Below are 20,418 nucleotides of genomic sequence, written 5' to 3' on the forward strand. Positions count from 1 at the left end.
CACTTCCTCCGACAGGTCCACTCCCGCGAGGCCGATGGGTCGCCTGGGAGAATCATTCACTTCTGGGTCGGATGTCGCAACTAGAATCCCATTTCTCCTTTACTGCCACAGCATCTTCAAGGGGGACAGCGGGCTCGATATCAGACAGCACACTTGAATACCGTGAATTATCGGCGTAATACATGCCAAAGTGGCTCTACGCCTTGCCGCCTCGCGTGGCGGCCGGGGTGGCGGTCGAGCTGCGGCCGGCCGGGTGATCAGCCGAACGAGGCGCTACGGCGCAGCGGCGACGGCCGCCAGGCGGGGTGCGAGGCGCTCGGCCATGAGGCGGTAGCCGTCGGCGTTCGGGTGCAGGGCGTCCGGTAGCAGAAGGTGGGCGTCGTCGGGGCCGAGGACGCTCGGGCCGTCGATGAGGTGCAGCCGGGTCTCGCCGCACCGCCGCAACGTCCGTACGGCGTCCGCGACGGCGGTGCGGACGTCGTCGAGGGTCAGATGCACCGGGTTGACCAGCCGTTCGCGAGGCGGTGAGGTCATCGGCGAGATCACGGCGATCGGCACCCGTGGTTGTGTGTCGCGAATCGTCTGGATAAATCCGGACACCTGGCCGGTGAACGTCCGCAGGCTCATGCTCGCGAAGCCATGGACGTTGCCCCCGAGACACAGCGAGATCAGGTCCGCCGGCGTGCGCGCGATCGCTCTGGCCGCGACGGGATCGAGGTGGCACTCGCCGGCGAAGCCGAGACAGGTCAGGTCCCAGCCGAGGCGCCGCGCGACCAGGGCGGGCCAGGTCTCGCTCGGTCCGGCCGCCGAGCGGCACTGCGTGATCGAGCTTCCGTACGTGACCCAGCGCGGCCCCTCGTCCCCGGCCGCGGTCGCGTACGTCGCGTCGTGCAGGACGAGGGGGCCCGTCCTGACCTCGCCGAACTGGGGCAGCCAGACCTCGACGACCTTGGCGCCGGGCGGCAGTTCGACGCGGCTCGTCACCGCCCCCGCCGCCAGCGCCGTCCGCCGCCAGAGCATGCCGTCCACCGTGACGTCGAGCGACGTCACGTCGTCGGCCGCGGCGTAGGTGCGCAACTCCAGCGCGGCCGCGTCGGTACGGACGACCGCGCGCACGCCGGCCGGCATCCGCGCCCGCGTGACCAGGACGGGTGCGTGGGCGGTGGCGATCCGGTCCGGCGGCAGCCGCCACGGCTGCCAGGCGCCGCCCTCCTCCGTCCAGGCCAGAGCGCCCCGCCAGACCGCCGGCCCGGCGCCGGGGATGAGCCGGATCACCGCCATGCGAGTCCAGTGCGGATCAGGGCCGGGGTCGGTGTCATGAGGGCCGGGTCAGACCTTGGGGCCGAGGACGACGTTGCGCCAGGCGGCTCCGTCGGAGAGCGCGAGGCCGCGCTTGCCGGTCTTCGGGTCGCGAACCATGACGATCCCCCCGGCCTGGCCGGCCGCGTCCGGCAGGGTGTCCGGGGTGTGCTCGGCCAGGACCACCTGGTGCGCGTAGACGGTCCGCATCCGCTGCGTGGTGCTGCCCAGGTCCCGTGCGTTGTCGGCGGGCGGCACCAGGCCGGTGGCGTTGGCGGCCATGGACACCAGTTCGTTCGTGGACGTGGTCGAGCAGAGCAGCTCGGTGGCGGCCGATCCCGACTGGTTGACCGGCACCACCCGCACCCCGCCCTTGACGCCCGGGTTGGCGTTGCTGCCCTCCACGACGAACGACCCGTACCGGTCCGTGCCCACCTTGACCGGCTCGGTCGAGGTGCTGACCACCTTCGCCGCCGCCCCCAGGGGCCCGGCCACCTCGATCCGGTTGAACCGGCCGGGGGTGGCCTGGACGAACGAGTCCGCCCCCACAGGGCCCGCGACCAGCGGCACCTGCTCGGAGGCGTTGCCGATCACGTGGGAGCTGTGCAGCCCGCCGGTGGTCGTGATCGGCGGCCGCTTCGCGGGGTCGGGCGAGATGACGTTGCCGATGACGCTGAACGCGCTCGCCTTTCCGGCCACCGCGATGGCGGCGTTGTCGTTCCTGCCGGAGAGGTTCCAGTTGTCGAACGAGTTGTTGGCGATGGTGATCCGGCTGGCGTCGTTCTCGAAGCGGATCGGCGAGCCGTTGAGCCAGTTGAAGGTGTTCCCGCTGATGGTGACGTTGTGCGCCTTGACGCCGCTGGAGAATTGGATCGCGCGGGTGCCGTTGTTCTGCGGTGGTTCGAACCCGCCGAGGACGTTGTCGCCGATGGTCAGGTTGTGGCCCCCGCTGGTGATCTCGATGATCGCCCCGTTGTCCGCCTTCTCCACCACGTTGCCGCTGATGGTGGAGTTGGTGAGGCTGCCGATGAACAGGCGCCGGCCGATGTCGAGCAGGTTGCCCTGGATGATCGCGCCGCGGAAGTCGCTGCTCTCTGCGCCCTGGGTGACGATGGCCTGGAACGGGCTGTGGAAGTGGTTGTTGGTGATGAGCCACTTCCGCAGCCCGTACGGCGGGACGTGGTCGGCTCCGCCTTCCACGCCGCTGGTGGGCCAGGCGAGGCTGACGCCGGTGGTGCAGAGCGCGACGAGGTTGTGCGAGAAGTACAGCCCGCGGCCGACGTGTTCGACGGCGAGCTTGAACGACACGAACGTGCACTCCAGGATGGCGGCGTCGGTGTCGTCGGTGTTGACCTCGCCGGCGAAGCGCAGCGCCACGTTGCGTTCGGTCTTGGCGGGGGCGACGAAGGCCAGGCCGTAGATCGCGGCGAGCGAGCAGCGCACGTCGATGCCCACGCCGTCGTGCGTCACCTGGATGATCGACGCGCGGTTCGTCATGGTGCTGTAACCGCGGAGCTGGATGCGGTTGAAGGACTCTCCGGCCACGTCGGGGATGACGATGGTCCTGGTGATCCGGTAGGTGCCGGGCGGGAAGACGACGATCCGGGTGGTCCGGGTCCGCGTGGCGAGGATGGCCTGCTCGATGGCGTCGGTGTCGTCGTGCTGCCCGTCGGCCAGCGCGCCGAACTGCTGCGGCGTGATGATGTCCGCCGGGTCCGCGTCTTCCGGGCCCGCGGCCGCCGCGGGTGCGGCTCCCCAGGTGGCGGTGGCCGCGGCGGCGCCGAGCGCCGCACCGCCGATCCGTAGGAGCGCTCGACGATCGGTCCACTCGGGCATGGCCGTTACCTCCGGCTGCGCGGATTGATACGTATTGATCGGGGATCGTACATACGGCCAATCCGGCTCACAAGAGCTAATAAATGCTGATAATTGGATGACATCTAGACATCTGACGGCAACGTTCGTGAAATTTCCCCCTTGTGGTGAGCGTCGACAGGTGTCTAGAGTGCCCCGGAGTCGTTACGTATTAGTCAACTGGATCCCCATGCGCAAACGAGCGGGGCCACGACGCCCCACCCAAGTCGAGATCGCCCAGCGAGCCGGCGTCTCCCAGGCCACCGTCTCCCTCGTGCTCAGCGAGCGACCCGGCGTGCCGGTCGCCGAGGAGACCCGCCAGCGGGTGCAGCAGGCGATCGAGGAGCTCGGGTACGCCGTCAACCCCGCCGCCCGCGCGCTGCGCGGGATGAGCGTCAAGACCATCGGCCTCTACACGTTCGAGTCGGTCTTCCCCGTCGACCAGCGCGATTTCTACCACCCGTTCCTGGTCGGAGTGGAGGAGGAGGCGGCCAGGCTCGGGTACGACCTGCTGCTGTTCACCTCGGCCAACACCGCCCATGGCGGGGTCTACGCCAGAGGGCGCAACGCGCTGCTGAAGGCCGACGGCTGCGTGCTGCTGGGCCGGCACATCTCGCGTGACGACCTGACGAACCTGGTCGACGAGGGCTTCCCCTTCGTCTTCATCGGCCGGCGCGACATCGAAGGCACCGAGCTGTCCTACGTCGCCCCCGACTACGTCGCCCCGACCGCGGCTCTCGTGGAGGAGCTGGCCGCGCTCGGCCACCGGCGGATCCTGCTCCTGCGGCAGAGCGACGGCGCCGAGCCTGGCGACGACCGTGAGCTCGGCCTGCGGCGCGGTGCCGAGGCCGCGGGCCTGAGCCAGGACGACCTCCTGGTGGAGTACTCCTCCGGCGCCGGGGACCTCGGCACCGACCGGGTCACCGGATGGGTGGACGACGGCGTCACGGCGGTCCTCGTCGAGCCCTCAGAGGACAACGCCAGCGGCCTCGCCCTGGCCGCGGCCGCCGAGGCCGCCGGCGTGCGGATCCCCGACCGGTTGTCGGTCGCCTTCCTGGGCTCCGCACCGCCGCCGACCGCGACCAGGATCTGGACCTCGTTCGAGATCCCCCGGGTCGAGATCGGCCGGGCGGCCGTGCAGTTGCTGGTCACCCTGCTGGAGGACGCGGAACGGTCGCCGCTGCAGCTCGTGGTGCCGTGCACGGACGTACGCGGCAACTCGATCAGCCGGGTGGTGCGGCGATGACCCGGTACGCGCTGCGCACGGCGGCCACCGGCGTTTTGATCATCTTCGGCGCCGCCACGCTGGTGTTCTTCATCATGCGGATCGCCCCGGGTGACCAGGCGCTGGTGCTGCTCGGCCCGGACGCCACGGGCGCCGAAGTGGCCGCCGCCAGGACCAGGCTCGGGCTGGATCAGCCGTTGCCGGTGCAGTACTGGCACTACCTGACCCAGCTCGCCACGCTCGACTTCGGTGACTCCTACCGCTTCGGCCGGCCGGCGTTCGAGCTGGTGCTGTCGCGGGTGCCCGCCTCGGTGGAGCTCACGCTGGTGGCCACCCTCATGGCGATGACGGGCGTCGTCCTCGGCGCCCTGGCCGGGGCCTACCGGGGTCGGTGGATCGACCGCGGGATCTCCGGTCTGGCCCTGTTCCTCTACTCGATGCCGCCGTTCTGGATCGGGATCATGCTGATCCTGGTGATGGCGTTGCAGCTGCGGCTGCTGCCCAGCGCCGGCACCGGGACCCCGGCCCACATCGTCCTTCCCGCGCTCACGCTCGCCGCCCCGTTCACCGCGCTGCTGACCCGGATCACCCGGAGCAGCGTGGCCGACACCATGGCGGAGACCTACGTGCAGCGCTCGTACGCCAAGGGGCTCAGCACCCGCGAGGTGGTGACGGGACACGTGGTGCGCAACGCGGCGACGCCGGTGGTGACCGTCGGCGCGCTGCACGTGAGCACGTTGCTGGGCGGCGCGGTGATCGTGGAGACCGTCTTCACCTGGCCGGGCCTCGGCTCGTTGCTGGTGACGGCGGTGGCCAACAGGGACTACTCGATCGTGCAGGCCGCCGTGCTGCTCATCGCGGTCATCGTGGTCTGCTGCAACGTCGTGGCCGACCTGATCGCCGCCCGGCTCGATCCGCGGGTACGGCTGGGGGCGAGGGCATGAGCGCGATCACCGTACGGCCCAGGTTGTGGCCCGTCCGCCTGCGGTCCACGCCGGCCGTCGCCGCGGTCGCCACCGTCGTGCTCGCCTGTTACGTGCTCGTCGGGCTGATCGGCCCGCTGCTGATCGCGTACGACCCGGTGGCGACCAGCGTGGCGGACCGGCTGCTGCCGATCGGGGCGACCAGGGCGGACGGCACGCTCGCCCTGCTGGGCACCGACGGAGCCGGCCGGGACATGCTCGGCCAGCTGGTCTATGGCGCCAGGACGTCGATCATCATCGGGATCTCCGTGGTGGCTGCCTGCCTGGCGGTCGGGCTGGCCTTCGGCACGCTCGCCGGTTACCTGGCGGGCTGGACCGACATCGCGATCTCCCGGCTGATCGACATCCTGATGGCCTTCCCCGGCATTCTGCTGGCGATCGTGATCGCCGGCCTCTTCCAGCGCAGCATGCTGGTCGTGGTGCTGTCGCTCTCGGTGGCCGGCTGGGTCGGCTTCGCCCGGCTGACCCGCGGCGTCACCCTCTCGTTGCGCGAGCGGCCGTGGGTCGACGCCGCGCGGCTGATCGGGGTGCCCACTCCGATCGTGATCATCCGGCACATCATCCCGTTTGTGATCGGTCCTGTGACGGCGCTGGCGACCACGGAGTTCGCCGGCGCGGTGCTGTCGGAGGCCGGTCTCAGCTTCCTCGGTCTCGGTCTGCCCTCGGCCACGGTCTCCTGGGGCCAGGTCATCGCGAACGGCAAGGACTATCTCGACACCGCCTGGTGGATCTCAGCGCTACCGGGGCTGGCGCTGACCGGCCTCGTGGTGAGCACGGGCCTGCTCGGCGACCACCTCACCCAGCGTCTCGGCACGAGCCGCTGACAGCACAGCCAAGGTCAGGAGGAATTCCATGAGGCCCGTTCGGCTTCGTCGGGCGGCGGCACTCGCCGCCGCGGCATTTTCCATCGTGGGGCTGGTCGCCTGCAGCACCACCACCGGCGGCGGCTCGTCCACCGGCGGTGACGCGCCGCAGGAACTGGCCGTCGCCGTCTGGACCCCGATCGAGAACCTGGACCCGCACGGCGCGTCAGGGATGGACAACGGCACCCAGGTCGCCGCCAAGGCGATCTTCAGCCCACTGGTCAGCACGTCGGGGAAGGGCAAGTTCGACGGCGTGCTGGCCGAGTCGTGGGAGGCCGACGACGACGCCACGGAGTGGACCTTCAAGCTGCGCGACGGCGTCACGTTCTCCGACGGCACCCCGGTCACCGCCGCCGACGTCGTCGCCTCCTTCGAGCGGGTGCTGGAGCTCAAGGGCGCGATGGCCAGCAACTACGCCGGCCACAAGGCCGAGGAGGGCGACGCGGGCACGGTCGTCATCACCTCCAAGGACCCCGACCCGGCGCTGCTGGGCAAGCTGATCACCTTCTACGTCACCCCGAAAGCCCACCTGAACGACGGCTGGACCAAGCCGGTCGGCTCGGGCCCGTTCGTCGTGCAGCAGTTCACGCCGGGCCAGAGCCTGGTGCTCGCCCCCAACCCCGGCTACTGGGGCGGCAAGCCGGCGCTGAACCGCCTGGAGCTGCGCAGCATCGGTGAGATGGCGGCGCGGATGACCGCGCTGAAGACCGGCGAGGTCGCCATGACGTGGGCGGTCCCCGACGACCAGTTGCCCGGCCTGAAGAGCAACCCGGACCTGGTGGTGGAGAAGGACTCGGGCAGCGGCGTCGTCACCATGTGGATGAACGGCTCCGTCAAGGGGCTGAAGGAGGCCGCCGTCCGGCGCGCGCTGTGGCAGGCGGTCGACTTCCCCACCATCATCAAGTCGCTGTTCCCCGAGACCGGCTCGGTGGCGGACTCGGTGGTGACGCCCAGCGTGCTCGGCTACGCGCCGCAGACGCCGGTGACGTACGACCCGGCCGCGGCCAAGAAGGCGCTCGACGACGCCGGCTGGGACTACGGCCAGACGATCCGGATGCAGTTCTCCCAGCCCCAGTTCCAGCAGTTCGCCGACGCGGTGGCGAGCGACCTGGCCAAGATCGGGGTCAAGGCGGAGCCGACGCAGAAGGAGCCCGCGGTCTTCCTCCAGGACCTGCTGGCGCTCAAGTGGGACCTGAACATCCAGCAGCTCGGCACCGCGGGCTTCGACGCGGCGACCAACCTCGGCCGGCTCTACACCTGCGCGGCCAAGCGCACCGGCTACTGCAATCCCGACCTCGACAAGGTGCTCGCCCAGGCCGGCTCCACCAGCGACAACGCCAAGCGGCAGGAGCTGTACGGGCAGGCCAACAAGATCATCTGGGATGACGCGGTCGGCATGTACCCCATGTTCGTGCGCAACGCGTTCGTCCGGAACAAGTCCGTGCAGGGCCTGGTCATCCCGCCGGACCTGACGCCGGACTTCTCCACGGTCAAGATCGGCAATGGTGGCTCATGAGCCGGTTGTCGAACATGACGGACCCGGCGCCGGTCGGCAGCGGCGCCGAGCCGGCGCCGCTGCTCCGCGTCGAGCACCTGTCGATCGACCTGCCGGGTCCGGCCGGCCCGGTCCGCGTGGTGGACGACGTCTCGTTCACCGTGGCCGCGGGCCGGACCACCGGCCTGATCGGCGAGTCGGGCAGCGGCAAGACGATGACCGCGACGGCGATCATCGGCCTGCTGCCGCCCGGCGCGGCGGTCTCGGGGCGGATGATGTGGCACGGCGAGGACCTGGTCACCATGGCCGAGCAGGACCGGCGGCGGCTGCGCGGGCGCGGCATCGGGATGATCTTCCAGGATCCCCAGGCCGCGCTGGACCCGACGCAGACGATCGGCCGGCAGGTCGGCGAGATCCTGCGGCGCGGCGGGATGCCCAAGAAGGAGGTCCGCAGGACCGTGATCGACCTGCTCGACCGGGTGGGGATCCCCGAGCCGGAGACGCGGCACGCCCAGTATCCGCACCAGTACTCGGGTGGGCTGCGGCAGCGGGCCATGGTCGCGACGGCGCTGGCCGGCTCGCCCGAGCTCATCCTGGCCGACGAGCCGACGACCGCGCTCGACGTCACCGTCCAGGCCCGCATCCTCGCCCTGCTGCGGCGCGTCCGCGACGAGGAGGGCATGGCCATGCTGCTGGTCAGCCACGACCTGCGGGTGATGGCCCATGTGGCGGACGAGGTCGTCGTCATGTACGCCGGCCGGATCTGCGAGATCGGCAGCGGCCGTGAGGTGCTCAACAGCCCGGCGCACCCGTACACGCGGGCGCTCGTCGTGAGCGTCCCGGCCGTCCGCAGCAAGACGGCCATCGCCGAGCCGCTGCCCGGCAGCCCGGCCAGCCCGGCCGAGCGCCCTAGCGGCTGCCCGTTCCACCCGCGCTGTGCCAAGGCCCAGGACAGGTGCGCGAACGAGGTGCCCAGGATGCGCCAGGTCGCCGCGGGCCGGCAGGTCGCCTGTCACTTCCCGGAGGAGACGTGAGCGCATCGCCCCTGGTCGAGGTCAGCGACCTCGTGGTCAACTTCCACAGCCGCAGGGAGCGCAGGGCCGGCAAGCCGAACGCCGTGGACGGCGTCTCCTTCGCCCTGCGTCCGGACGAGACCCTGGCGATCGTCGGGGAGTCGGGCTCCGGGAAGACCACGGTCGCCCGCTGCGTCGTCGGGCTGCAGGCCCCTCAGGCAGGCGTGATCCGGTTCGACGGGGCCGCTATCGGCCCGGTGTCGAAGCGGTCGCCGGCCACCCGGCGGGCGATCCAGATGGTCTTCCAGGACCCCGCCGCCTCGCTCAACCCCAGGATGACCGTCAGGGCGATCATCTCCGAGACCTGGCGGACCCACCCCTCGGTCGCGCCCGAGGGCCGGACCTGGGAGGCCGCGATCGACGAGCTCCTCGGGGACGTCGGCCTGGATCCCGGCGTCGCCGACCGGCGGGCCGCGGCCCTGTCGGGCGGGCAGTGCCAGCGGGTCAGCATCGCCCGCGCGCTCGCCCTGCGGCCCCGGCTGCTGGTCTGCGACGAGGCCGTCTCCGCGCTCGACGTGTCGGTGCAGTCGCAGATCCTGCGGCTGCTGGCCGGCCTGCGCGCGGCCCGCGGGCTGGCCATCCTCTTCATCACCCACGACCTCGGCGTGGTCAGGCAGATCGCCGACCGGGTGGCGGTCATGCACCGGGGCAGCCTGGTCGAGACCGCGACGGCCGACGACCTGTTCGAGCGGCCAGGCCATCCGTACACGAAGACACTGCTCGAAGCCGCCCTCGACCTAGAGGGCGCCTGAAACACATATGCGATCAGGGGGAACACGGTGGAATCGCGGATCAGTGACGCGGACCTCGCCATCATCGGCGGCGGCGTCGGTGGAGTCGCCGCCGCGCTGGCGGCGCTCCGGCACGGGCTGCGGGTGGTGCTGACCGAGGAAGGCGACCGGATCGGCGGGCAGTTCACCAGCCAGGGGGTGCCTCCTGACGAGCACAGGTGGATCGAGCAGTTCGGCTGCACCGCCTCCTACCGCCGCTACCGGAACGCGGTCCGCGATCACTACCGGACCTGGTACCCCCTCACGGTGGCGGCCAGGAACGAGCCCTACCTGAATCCCGGGCTGGGCCGGGTCGGCGCGCTGTGCCACGAGCCGCGGGTCAGCGGGGCGGTGCTGCGCGCGCTGGTCGATCCCTACCTGAGCAGCGGCCGGCTGCGCATCCTGCTCAACGCACGACCGGTGGCCGCCGAGACCGACGGCGACCGGATCACCGGCGTGACGGTGCGGCGCGCGGACGACGATCTGGTGCATCTCGTGGCTCCGTACTATCTGGACGCCACCGAGCTCGGCGACCTGCTGCCGCTGGCGGGGGTGGAACACGTGACCGGGTTCGAGTCCCGGCACGAGACGGGGGAGCCGAGCGCGCCCGAGGTGGCGCAGCCCGGCAACATGCAGGCCTTCTCCTGGGTGTTCGCGATCGATCACCGGGAGGGCGAGGACCACGTCATCGACCGGCCGGCCGACTACGACCACTGGCGCGCCTACCGCCCGGACTACTGGCCGGGCACGCAGATCGGGCTGACCGCGCCGGACCCGCGCACGCGGGAGCCGTTGACGCGGACGTTCACCCCCAACCTCACGTCCGGCCCCGTGCTCGCCGACCAGAGCCAGGACCCAGGGGACCGGGAGCTGTGGGAGTTCCGCCGGGCCGTCGCCCGCGAGCTGTACGAGCCCGGCTTCGTGACCAGTGACGTGACCCTGGTGAACTGGCCCATGATCGACTACGTGGAGGGGCCGATCATCGGGGTGAGCGAGCAGGACAAGGCCCGCCACCTCGCCGGCGCGCGGGAGCTGTCGGAAAGCATGCTCTACTGGCTGCAGACCGAGGCTCCCCGGCCGGACGGCGGCCGTGGCTGGCCGGGCCTGCGGCTGCGGCCGGACGTCATGGACACGCCCGACGGCTTCGCCGCCGCGCCGTACATCCGCGAGTCCCGCCGGATCAGGGCCGAGTACACGGTGGTCGAACAGGACGTCTCCCTCGCCGTACGGGGTGACGCGGGCGCGGCTGCGTACGACGACACGGTCGGGATCGGCATGTACCGGATCGACCTGCACCCCTCGACGGGCGGAGACAACTACATCGACGTCCCCAGCAGCCCGTTCCAGATCCCGCTCGGGGCGCTCCTGCCCGTACGCGTGCGCAATCTGCTGCCGGCCGGGAAGAACATCGGCAGCACCCACATCACCAACGGCTGCTACCGGCTGCACCCGGTCGAGTGGAACATCGGGGAGGCCGCCGCCTCGCTGGTGGCCTACTGCCTGGGGGAGACGGTGGAGCCGCACGACGTCCGGCGCAAGGACGGGCATCTGCGGGCGTTCCAGAGCGCGTTGAAGGCCGACGGCGTCGAGCTCGCCTGGCCGGAGATCAGGGGGTACTGATGTTCGTCTCCGATGTGATCGTTCCCGCCGTGACCCCGATCGGGGCGGACGGCCGTCCCGACCTCGCGGCCGGCACTCGCTACTTCGGCGCGCTCGCCGCCTCGGGCGTCGAGAAGATCATGCTGCTCGGCACCAACGGCGAGGGGCCGCTGCACCAGACGACTGAGATCGGCCCGTTCCTGCGCGAAGCCGTCGCCCACTGGCGCGGGCTCGTTCCAGGCGGCGTCGTCATCGTCAACGTCTCCGCCGCCGGCACCCGCGAATCGCTCGCGCGGGCCGAGCTCGCCGCCGAGGCCGGCTGTGACGCGGTCGCGCTCAGCCCACCCTGTTACTTCCGCCATGACGAGCGGGACATCGTCGAGCACTACCGGGCGAGCCGGGCGGCGGCCGTGCCGGTGATCGCGTACAACATCCCCCGGTACGCGGCGCCGTTCTCGGCGGGCCCGATCGCCTCCGTCGGCGACATGGAGCACGTCGTGGGCATCAAGGACAGTTCCGGCGATCCGGACATCCTGCGCCGGTGGCTCGACGTCAAGCGCGATCGGCCGGACTTCGGGGTGAACCAGGGAGCCGAAGGCGCGCTGCTCGACGCGCTGGCCGCCGGCGCCGACGGGATCACGCCGGGCATCGCCAACCTCGCCCCGCGCGTCGCCCTGGAGCTGGTCGCCGCGTACCGGGCCGGCGACCTGGAGCGGGCCGCCCTGGCCCAGAAACGGATCGATCGGCTGCTCCCCGTGCACCGGATCCGCCCGGGAGTCCCGGTCGTCAAGGCGGCGCTGGCCCTGCGCGGTCTGTGCTCCGCCGCGGTCGCACCGCCGCTGCGGACGCTGAACGACGGAGAGCTGACGGCGCTGCGCGACTTCCTGGCGGGATTCGAGCCGGAACTGATCGGAGCCGCCGATGACTGACGCCGAGTGGTGGCGCCGCGCGGTCATCTATCAGATCTACATCCGCTCCTTCGCCGACGGCGACGGCGACGGGATCGGGGACATCGCCGGGATCCGCGCCCGCCTGGGCTATCTGGCCGGGCTCGGCGTGGACGCCCTGTGGATCACGCCCTGGTACGAGTCGCCGAACAACGACGGCGGCTACGACATCTCCGACTACCGGGCCATCGCCCCCGAGTACGGCGACGTACGCGCGGCCGAGCAACTGATCGCCGAGGCGCACCGGCACGGCCTGCGGGTGATCCTCGACATCGTGCCCAACCACACCTCCACCGAGCACCCCTGGTTCCAGGCCGCGCTCGCCGCCCCGCCGGGCTCCCCGGAACGCGCCAGGTACCACTTCGCGGACGGCCCCGCCGAGGGGGTCAAGCCCAACGACTGGCGCAGCACGTTCGGCGGCCCGGCCTGGACCCGGGTGCCCGACGGTCAGTGGTATCTGCACCTGTTCGACCCCACCCAGGCCGACCTCAACTGGTCGAATCCAGACGTCCGGGCGGAGTTCCTGGACCTGCTGCGCTTCTGGTTCGACCGGGGCGTGGACGGGTTCCGCATCGACGTGGCCACCGGCCTGGTCAAGCACCCCGGCTATCCCGACCTGGGCTACCGGGAGGAGGACCTGCTCGTCCTGACCGACGTGCCGGACCACCCGCACCGCGACCGCGACGAGGTGCACGAGATCTACCGGGACTGGCGCGCGGTGGCCGACGCGTACGACCCGCCGCGGATCTTCGTGGCCGAGGCGTGGGTGGCCGATCCGGAACGGCTGGCTCGTTACGTGGCGCCGGCCCAGCTCCACACCGCGTTCAACTTCCCCTTCCTGCAGTCCGCGTGGGACGCCGGCGACCTGTTCAAGGTGATCGACGCCACCCTCGGGACGATGTCCCTGTCCGGCGCGCCGCCGACCTGGGTGCTGTCCAATCACGACGTCGAACGTACGGTGACCCGGTACGGTCGCGCCGACACCCGCAAGCACCAGGGGAGGTCCGGCCACGAGCTGGGCCCGGTGGACGAGGACCTGGGCCGCCGCCGGGCCAGGGCCGCGCTGCTGCTGATGCTGGCGCTGCCCGGCGTCGCCTACCTCTACCAGGGCGAGGAGCTGGGCCTGCCCGACTACCTGGACATCCCCGACGACCGGCTCCGCGACCCGATCTGGACGCGTTCCGGCGGGCGGCGCCGGGGCCGAGACGGTTGCCGGATCCCGCTGCCCTGGACGCCGGAGCCGGACGGCGCCGGATTCGGCGCCGCGGACCCGTGGCTGCCGCAGCCTCCCGGCTGGGGGCGGCTCTCGGCGGCCGTCCAGATCGACGACCCGGGCTCCACCTACAACCTCGTGGCGCGGGCGCTGCGGATCCGGCGGGAGCTGGATCCTCCGCAGGAGCTCGAATGGGCCGGCCGGGGCGGCTCCGTGCTGCGTTTCCGGCGCGGGCCGGGCTTCGAGTGCGTGGTCACCTTCGGCTCCGCCGAGGTGCCGCTGCCCGAGGGTGCGGTGACCCTGCTGCGCAGCGACACCCGTGCCTCGGGCGACCCGCTCGGCCCGGACACGGCTGCCTGGCTGCGGATGCGGGACGACCGTACGACATGAGACGGCCTGACGCGAGAAAGCCCGACACGAGCCCGGCCATGAGACCGCGCACCATGAAGCAGCCCAACATCGTGCTGATCCTCGCCGACGACCTGGGCTACTCCGACCTCGGCTGTTACGGCGGCGAGATCCGCACGCCGAACCTCGACCGGCTCGGACGGTCAGGGGTGCGGCTGACGCAGTTCGCCAACACGGCCCGGTGCAGCCCGTCGCGCGCGTCCCTGCTGACCGGGCTGCACCCGCACCAGACCGGCATCGGCGTGCTGGCCGGCAACGGCACGCCAGGAGGGTACCCGGGCAGCCTCGACGACCGCTGCGTCACCGTGGCCGAGGTGCTCGCCGACGCCGGGTACGCCACCGGCATGTCGGGCAAGTGGCACCTGAGCGGGCCTTTATGGGAGCCGCACGAATCCTGGCCGACCCGGCGCGGATTCGCCGACTTCTTCGGCACGCTCAGCGGGTGCGGCAGCTACTACGATCCGGCGACCCTGTTCCGGGGCGAGACGGACGCGAGCGCCGAGACCCGCGACCCGGACTTCTTCTACACCGACGCGATCACCGAGCACGCGGTGGAGTTCATCCGCGGGCAGGCCGCCGCCGCCCGCCCGTTCCTCTCCTACGTCGCCTACACCGCGCCGCACTGGCCACTGCACGCGCCCGAGGAGGACGTCGCCGGGTACGACGGCGTCTACGCCGCGGGCTGGGACGAGCTGCGCGCCCGCCGGCTCGACCGGCTGCGCGCGGAGGGGCTGCTCGGGGCCGAGTCGGCGCTGTCCGGGCGCGATCCGGCGCAGCCGCCCTGGGCGGCGGTGCCGGACCAGGCGTGGGAGGCGCGCCGCATGCAGGTGTACGCGGCCCAGGTGGAGCGGATGGACCGGGGCGTCGGCCGGATCCTCGACCAGCTCGCGGCCTCCGGCGTGCTGGAGGACACCCTGGTGGTGTTCCTGTCGGACAACGGCGGCTGCGCCGAGATCCTGCCGCTCGGAGACCCCGAGGAGTTCCGCGCCAAACGGCACATCGTGCCCGCGCGCACCCGCGACGGCGGCGAAATGCGCGTCGGCAACCTCCCCGACGTCGATCCAGGGCCGGAGCACACCTACGCGAGTTACGGTCCCGCGTGGGCCAACCTGTCCAACACCCCGTTCCGCTTCTACAAGCGGTGGGTCCACGAGGGCGGCATCGCGACCCCGTTCATCGTGCACTGGCCGGCGGGCGACCTGGCCGGGGGCCGGATCGTGCGGACGCCGTTCCAGCTCACCGACGTGCTGCCCACCCTGCTCGACGCCACCGGCGTCGCCTACCCGGCGCGACGCCGGGGGCGGGCGGTGCCGCCCCCGGAGGGGCGTTCCATGCTGCCCGCCCTGCGCGGGGCGCCGGTCCCCGACGCGTGGCTGTTCTGGGAGCACCTGGGCAACGCCGCCGTCCGCCGGGGGCGGTGGAAACTGGTCCGCGAGCACGCCGCGCCGTGGGAGCTCTACGACCTGGACGCCGACCGCTCCGAGCTGACCGACCTGGCCGGCCGGCACCCCGCCCTCGTCAGCGAGCTGGCCGGCGCGTACCGGCGGTGGGCGGAGCGGGTCGGCGTCCTGGCGAGGTCGTGAACGGGTCAGCTGCGGTAGCCGGGGGTGAACTCGACCGGCAGTGACTCCAGGCTGCGCATCTGGATGGACGAGCGCCACTCCAGCGACGACTGCGGCACCGCGAGCACCACGTCGGGCAGCCGGTCGAGCAGGGTCTCCACCGCGATGTGGGCGATGATCTCGGCGATCTCCGGCGCGGGATGCGGGCAGCCGTGCGCGCCGTACCCGAACGACATGTGCGCGTGGTTGCCCACGGAGCCCTCATGGAAGTCGGGGCGCACCTTCGGGTCGAGGTTGGCCGCGGCCAGGCCGGAGACGAGCAGGTCGCCGGCCTTGATGCGGCGGCCCCCGACCTGGGTGTCCATGATCGGCCATCGGCCGATGGCGATCTGTCCAGGGGCCTCCTTCCACAGCACCTCGTTCAGCGCCTGGCCGACGCTGCGCCGCCCGCCCGAGAGCGTCATGGCGAAGCGGTCGTCGGTCAGCATGAGCTGCAGGGTGTTGCCGATCCACGTGGCCGTCGGGTCGTGGCCCGCGGTCATGGTCAGGAGCAGGTCCTGAATGAGCTCCTCGTCGGTGAGGTTCGCCGGGTGGGCGAGCAGCCGTGAGGGCAGGTCGGGGCCGGGGTGGTTGCGCTTGAGTTCGAGCAGGTTGGTCATGATGGCCTGGACCCGGCCGTAGGCCTCCATGGCGGCCGGGCCGCCGTTCAGCGTGGTGGCGACCTCGCCGACCAGGGCGCGGGTGTCGGAGTCCGGCAGGCCCAGCATGGAGCCGAGGACGAGCAGCGGGATCGGGTTGGCGTACTGCGCCATCAGGTCGGCCCGGCCCGAGCCGATGAACGTGTTGATCAGCCCCTCGGTGACCCGCTCGCAGTTGGCGCGCAGCTCGAACTGGTCGGCCGCGGCCAGCGCCTCGCTGACCGCGCCCGCCCGGCGTTCGTGGGCCTCGCCGATCTCGAACAACATCGACGGCTGGTAGCCGACGTACGCCATCAGCGGCCAGTCGGGCGGGATGTTGTCCCACTGGTTCCAGTAGCGGGAGTCACGGACGAACAGCTTCGGATTGCTGAGCACGTACCGCAGCTCGCGGTAGCCGAGCACCAGCCAGCCCGGGACGTCGCCCTCCAGCAGGATCGGCACCACGGGCCCATGCCGGCGCATCTCGTCGAAGGCGGCGGCCGGGTTCTGGTGGTAGGCCCGGCCGTACATGGGGAAGGCGCCCTCGAACGCGTTCTGGTCCGGCCCTTCCGCTGGGTTGGCGAACCAGGAGGATTGCGTGAAGTCAGTCATGAGGTCACCTACCGGGCGGAAGACAGAGCGTAGAGATGGTTGACGAGCGTGATCAGCACGGACTTGCTGGAGTCGCGCTGCCGCGCGTCACACGAGACCAGCGGCACGTCCGGGGACAGGTCGAGCGCCTCGCGGATCTGGTCGAGGGTGTGCGTGCTCTCGCCGAACCGGTTGTGGGCCACGACGAACGGCATGCGGTGGTGTTCGAGCCGGTCGATGGCGTACCAGGAGTCGGCCAGGCGCCGCGTGTCCACCAGGACCACGGCGCCGAGCGTGCCGGTGAACAGGCGGTCCCACAGGAACCAGAAACGTTCCTGGCCGGGCGCGCCGAAGAGGTAGAGCACCATCTCCGGATTGAGGCTGATCCGGCCGAAGTCGAACGCGACCGTGGTGGTGGACTTCCACTCCACGCCGCGCGGGTCGTCGATCTCCACGCCGGCCCTGGTCAAGGTCTCCTCGGTGCTCAGCGGGCGGATCTCGCTGACCGACCTGACCATGGTGGTCTTTCCCACGCCGAACCCGCCGACGATGACGATCTTGAGTCCGGTGGTCGCGGAACTGGCCAGTGGAGTTCGCGCGGCCGCATCAGAGATTTTCGAGTCCAACGAGCACCTGTCTGAGAACGTCGGGGTCGGGCAGACGCGACTCGGCCGGCGCCGGACGCGGGTTCCTGGCGGTGATGCGTCCCATGTCGAGCAGGTCGCAGAGCAGGATGCGGACCACGCTGACCGGCAGCCGCAGCTCGGACGCGATCTCCACGACCGCCGTCGGACTCGTGCACATCCGCAGGATCCGGACATGCTCGGACTGCATGCCTGGAGTGGGGTCGCACTCGCTCACGATGAGCGTGACCAGGTCGAGGCCGTCGTCGGCCACGTAGCTGCGCCCGCCGGTCACCATGTAGAGGCGGTCCGGGTTCTCGTCCTCCAGGCGCGGGGCCATCAGCTTCGGCTGCTCGTCTGTGGCGCACGAGGTGGCGCGGTCAGGTGTTCGCCGATCTGCTCCACCAGCTCGTTCATGTTGTGGCCGATGACGCCGGGGTCAGCCTCGTCACCGGCCACCACGGCCAGGTGCGCGCCCTCTCCCGCCTCCACGATGAACAGTAAGCCGCCGTGGAACTCGGTCATCGACTGGCGCAGGCCGCCGGTGCCGTCGCCGAACTCGATCGAGGCGCCGTACGACAGGCTCTGGATCCCGGAGGCGATCGCGGCGAGCTGGTCGGCGCGGTCCACGGACAGCGCGGCGGTGTGGGAGAGCCGCAGGCCGTCTCTCGACAGCACCACGGCGTACCTGGCCTGCGGAGTCCTCTCCAGGAGGTTCTCGAGCAGCCAGGCGAGTTCCTGGTCCGAAGTTCTCATCGAGTCTCTTCCTCACCCATCTGTCGTGCTTCGCTCGCCTGACTCTGCCGTGCCTTGCCGGCCTGGTGGAAGGCGCTGAACTTGCTGCCGGCGTCCGACGGCGCCCGCCGCGGCTCCTGCGCGGGGGCCGGGCGGGACGGCGTCTGCGCGGACGAGGCGGCCGCGAACGTCTGCCCGCGGCGGCGGCGCGGCAGGCCGTGCAGCTCCCCGTCCGGCTCGGGGGACACCTGCGCGGGGACCTCCTGCCTGGCTGTGACCTGCTTGTCCGGGACCTGCTTGCCCGGGACCTGCGTGGCCGGGACCTGCGTGGCCCCGGCGGGCCGTGCCTGCGCCGGCACCGGGGCCGGCACGTTCTGGCTGATGAGCTGCTGCGGGATCATGACCACCAGCCCGGTGCCGCCACGGGAGGACGGGCGGAAGGAGACGGTGAGCCCGTGCTTGCGGGCCAGGCAGCCGACGACCGCGAGGCCGAGCCGCGAGCCGGACAGCGTGGTGAAGTCCAGCGGTTCGGCCGAGACGGCCCGCTCCGCCCTGGCCAGCGCGGACGGGCTCATCACCAGGCCGCAGTCCTCGATCGTGACCACGATGCCCGCGGTGACCTCCTCCACGTAGACGTGGACCTCTTCGGTCGGCGGGGAGAAGCTGGTGGCGTTGTCCATCAGCTCGGCGAGGGCGTGCATGACGCCCTCGGCGGCGTGCCCGGCGATGGCGAACGTGCTGGTGGAGTGGACCCGGACTCGCTGGTAGGCGCTGATCCGGCCGATCGCCCCGCGCAGGATGCTCTCCATCACGATCGGCTTGGTCCAGCGCCGTCCCGAGCGCGCCCCGGTCAGGACGGCGATGCTGTCGGCGAGCCGTCCGGCCTGGGCGGTCGTGTGGTCCAGCTTGAGCAGGTCGCCGAGCGTGATCTGGTCGTGCCGGTCCTCCATCTCGCGCAGGTCGGCCAGCATGCTGGTGGCCAGGGCCTGTACCCGGCCGGCGGCGCTGGCGCAGGCGGAGGTCGTGGCGGCGCGGACGCGTCCCTCCCTGCTCACCTCGCTGACGAACGAGCGCAGGATCTGCTGTTGCGCCTTGTTCGCCGGACGGTGGATCCTGGCGAGGACGGACTCGGCCGACATCCCCGTGCGGATGAGCTGCACCGTTTCGGGGAGCGTCTCGGCGGCGAGTCTGGTGAGTTCGGCGTCTCCGAGGGCCATCCTGCCTCTGAGCTGCTGGATCTGCCGTCTGTTGGAGGCCGCGAACGTGATCGCGGCGCAGACCAGGACGGCCGCGACGCCGAGGGCCCAGGCCAGGTGGCCGCGCGAGGAGGTCGGGGCGGTGAGGACTGCCGTCAGCGACGCGGCCCCCATGACGGCGGCGGTGATAGCCAGGACGACCAGGGGATCACCCAGCCGCGGATGTGCCGCGCGATGGCGAGTACGTACCGATGCTGACATCTTGAGTTCCTCGTCGGCGAGTGGATCACGGTCACCGCGAACCCGACGGGGCCGAACGCGTAGCGACGACCGGTTCCCGACCTCCATGATCGCGGGGCGAGTGACATGGGATCTTACGACATTTCACTCCATGTGGTCATCAGGTTGCAGATTTCTCGACATATTGATCAACGCGAAGTACGGTGCCCCTTTCTGTCCTTCGGAACAATCTTGGAGTCGCTCGCAAATGGCAGGTTCTCTCCTTGACGGCAGAGCGGCACTGATCACGGGCGCGGCCTCGGGCATCGGCGCCGCGACGGCTCTGGTGTTCGCGCGGCACGGGGCCAGGGTCGTGGTCGCCGACATCAACGAGGAAGGCGGCAGGCGTACGGTCGCCGAGGTCGAGGCGATCGGCGGCGAGGCCGCCTTCGTCTGGGCGGACGTACGGAGCTCCGACGCCGTCAGGGACATGGTCGCCTTCACCGTGGAGCGCTTCGGCCGCCTGGACTGCGCGGTCAACAACGCCGGCGTGGACACCGCGGGCGACGGCCGGTTCCACGAGGTGAGCGAGGAGTCCTTCGACGCCTCGTTCGAGGTCAACCTCAAGGGCGTCTGGTGGTGCATGAAGCACGAGCTGGCCCAGATGGTGGCGCAGGGCTCGGGCTCCATCGTCAACGTGGCCTCGGTGGCCGGGCTGGTGGGCATCGAGGCGCCGTTCGTGTCGCCGTACATCGCGGCCAAGCACGGCGTCGTGGGGCTGACCAAGGCGGCCGCCCTGGAGTACGCCACCTCGGGCATCAGGGTGAACGCCGTGTGCCCTGGCGCGGTGCGTACGCAGATGGTGGACGACCTGATCGAGCAGGGCATCATGACGCTGGAGCAGACGGCGGCCTACCACCCGGTCGGCCGCTACGCGAACCCGCCGGAGATCGGCGAGGCGATCGCCTGGCTCAGCTCCGGCGCCGCGTCGTTCGTCACCGGCCTGCCGATGGCGGTGGACGGCGCCATGACGGCCCGCTGAATCGGTCGGGGGCGGTGATTTCTCCGTTCGCCGCCCCATCGGCG

The 20,418-nt window shown here is 71.2% G+C and carries 18 protein-coding genes; 11 read left to right on the forward strand and 7 right to left on the reverse strand.

The window, feature by feature from the left end:
* Positions 1-273 precede the first annotated feature (273 nt).
* Both AB0C28_RS04820 and AB0C28_RS04825 read right to left on the reverse strand, forming a co-directional pair.
* Complete coding sequence (locus AB0C28_RS04820) at positions 274-1,281, reverse strand: GDSL-type esterase/lipase family protein (protein ID WP_358073094.1); 1,008 nt, start codon at positions 1,279-1,281, stop codon at positions 274-276.
* Between the two features lie 48 nt (positions 1,282-1,329).
* Complete coding sequence (locus AB0C28_RS04825) at positions 1,330-3,135, reverse strand: glycosyl hydrolase family 28-related protein (protein WP_358073095.1); 1,806 nt, start codon at positions 3,133-3,135, stop codon at positions 1,330-1,332.
* Between the two features lie 208 nt (positions 3,136-3,343).
* Between AB0C28_RS04825 and AB0C28_RS04830 the strand changes: the two genes are divergently transcribed.
* Genes AB0C28_RS04830 through AB0C28_RS04875 form a run of 10 tightly spaced genes read left to right on the forward strand, consistent with a single transcriptional unit; the run spans position 3,344 to position 15,312 of the window.
* Complete coding sequence (locus AB0C28_RS04830; RefSeq protein ID WP_357838392.1) at positions 3,344-4,399, forward strand: LacI family DNA-binding transcriptional regulator; 1,056 nt, start codon at positions 3,344-3,346, stop codon at positions 4,397-4,399.
* A complete protein-coding gene (locus tag AB0C28_RS04835; protein WP_358073096.1) occupies positions 4,396-5,322 on the forward strand; it encodes an ABC transporter permease in 927 nt (308 codons plus the stop codon). Before AB0C28_RS04830 ends, AB0C28_RS04835 begins: the two co-directional genes overlap by 4 nt.
* The gene (locus tag AB0C28_RS04840) at positions 5,319-6,185 is read left to right on the forward strand and encodes an ABC transporter permease (RefSeq protein WP_357838386.1); all 867 of its coding nucleotides are present in this window, start codon (positions 5,319-5,321) and stop codon (positions 6,183-6,185) included. The genes AB0C28_RS04835 and AB0C28_RS04840 overlap by 4 nt, the downstream gene beginning before the upstream one ends.
* 28 nt (positions 6,186-6,213) lie before the next feature.
* Positions 6,214-7,740, forward strand: coding sequence for an ABC transporter substrate-binding protein (locus tag AB0C28_RS04845; RefSeq protein WP_357838384.1), 1,527 nt, complete (start codon positions 6,214-6,216; stop codon positions 7,738-7,740).
* On the forward strand, positions 7,737-8,753 hold the full coding sequence (locus AB0C28_RS04850) for an ABC transporter ATP-binding protein (protein ID WP_358073097.1): 1,017 nt from the start codon (positions 7,737-7,739) through the stop codon (positions 8,751-8,753). Before AB0C28_RS04845 ends, AB0C28_RS04850 begins: the two co-directional genes overlap by 4 nt.
* Positions 8,750-9,544 carry an ATP-binding cassette domain-containing protein gene (locus tag AB0C28_RS04855; RefSeq protein ID WP_358073098.1) on the forward strand — a complete coding sequence of 265 codons (795 nt, stop codon included), beginning with the start codon at positions 8,750-8,752 and terminating at the stop codon, positions 9,542-9,544. The genes AB0C28_RS04850 and AB0C28_RS04855 overlap by 4 nt, the downstream gene beginning before the upstream one ends.
* A gap of 27 nt (positions 9,545-9,571) precedes the next feature.
* Positions 9,572-11,182: an FAD-dependent oxidoreductase gene (locus AB0C28_RS04860; RefSeq protein ID WP_357838375.1), complete on the forward strand. Its 1,611-nt coding sequence runs from the start codon at positions 9,572-9,574 to the stop codon at positions 11,180-11,182.
* Positions 11,182-12,090 (forward strand): dihydrodipicolinate synthase family protein, encoded by a 909-nt coding sequence (locus AB0C28_RS04865; RefSeq protein WP_358073099.1) that lies wholly within the window; start codon positions 11,182-11,184, stop codon positions 12,088-12,090. The genes AB0C28_RS04860 and AB0C28_RS04865 overlap by 1 nt, the downstream gene beginning before the upstream one ends.
* Positions 12,083-13,711, forward strand: a complete 1,629-nt coding sequence (locus tag AB0C28_RS04870; protein ID WP_358073100.1) for an alpha-amylase family glycosyl hydrolase — start codon at positions 12,083-12,085, stop codon at positions 13,709-13,711. Before AB0C28_RS04865 ends, AB0C28_RS04870 begins: the two co-directional genes overlap by 8 nt.
* A 38-nt stretch (positions 13,712-13,749) precedes the next feature.
* On the forward strand, positions 13,750-15,312 hold the full coding sequence (locus tag AB0C28_RS04875) for an arylsulfatase (RefSeq protein ID WP_358073101.1): 1,563 nt from the start codon (positions 13,750-13,752) through the stop codon (positions 15,310-15,312).
* A 5-nt stretch (positions 15,313-15,317) separates the two neighbouring features.
* Here the strand turns inward: AB0C28_RS04875 and AB0C28_RS04880 are convergent, their stop codons facing one another.
* From AB0C28_RS04880 to AB0C28_RS04900, 5 genes are read right to left on the reverse strand one after another with little or no spacing between them, the layout of a single operon-like run.
* On the reverse strand, positions 15,318-16,580 hold the full coding sequence (locus AB0C28_RS04880) for a cytochrome P450 (RefSeq protein ID WP_357838363.1): 1,263 nt from the start codon (positions 16,578-16,580) through the stop codon (positions 15,318-15,320).
* A gap of 8 nt (positions 16,581-16,588) precedes the next feature.
* Positions 16,589-17,185, reverse strand: coding sequence for an ATP/GTP-binding protein (locus AB0C28_RS04885; protein ID WP_358073102.1), 597 nt, complete (start codon positions 17,183-17,185; stop codon positions 16,589-16,591).
* Complete coding sequence (locus AB0C28_RS04890) at positions 17,166-17,522, reverse strand: DUF742 domain-containing protein (protein WP_357838357.1); 357 nt, start codon at positions 17,520-17,522, stop codon at positions 17,166-17,168. The genes AB0C28_RS04885 and AB0C28_RS04890 overlap by 20 nt, the downstream gene beginning before the upstream one ends.
* Positions 17,522-17,938: a roadblock/LC7 domain-containing protein gene (locus tag AB0C28_RS04895; RefSeq protein WP_106241442.1), complete on the reverse strand. Its 417-nt coding sequence runs from the start codon at positions 17,936-17,938 to the stop codon at positions 17,522-17,524. The genes AB0C28_RS04890 and AB0C28_RS04895 overlap by 1 nt, the downstream gene beginning before the upstream one ends.
* Entirely contained in the window at positions 17,935-19,374 is a 1,440-nt protein-coding gene (locus AB0C28_RS04900) for an ATP-binding protein (RefSeq protein ID WP_358073103.1), read from the reverse strand. Before AB0C28_RS04900 ends, AB0C28_RS04895 begins: the two co-directional genes overlap by 4 nt.
* A 226-nt stretch (positions 19,375-19,600) precedes the next feature.
* Between AB0C28_RS04900 and AB0C28_RS04905 the strand changes: the two genes are divergently transcribed.
* Positions 19,601-20,374 carry a glucose 1-dehydrogenase gene (locus AB0C28_RS04905; protein ID WP_357838351.1) on the forward strand — a complete coding sequence of 258 codons (774 nt, stop codon included), beginning with the start codon at positions 19,601-19,603 and terminating at the stop codon, positions 20,372-20,374.
* The last annotated feature ends 44 nt before the right edge of the window (positions 20,375-20,418 follow it).

The organism is Nonomuraea sp. NPDC048892, from assembly GCF_040649735.1.
Classification (GTDB): domain Bacteria; phylum Actinomycetota; class Actinomycetes; order Streptosporangiales; family Streptosporangiaceae; genus Nonomuraea; species Nonomuraea maheshkhaliensis.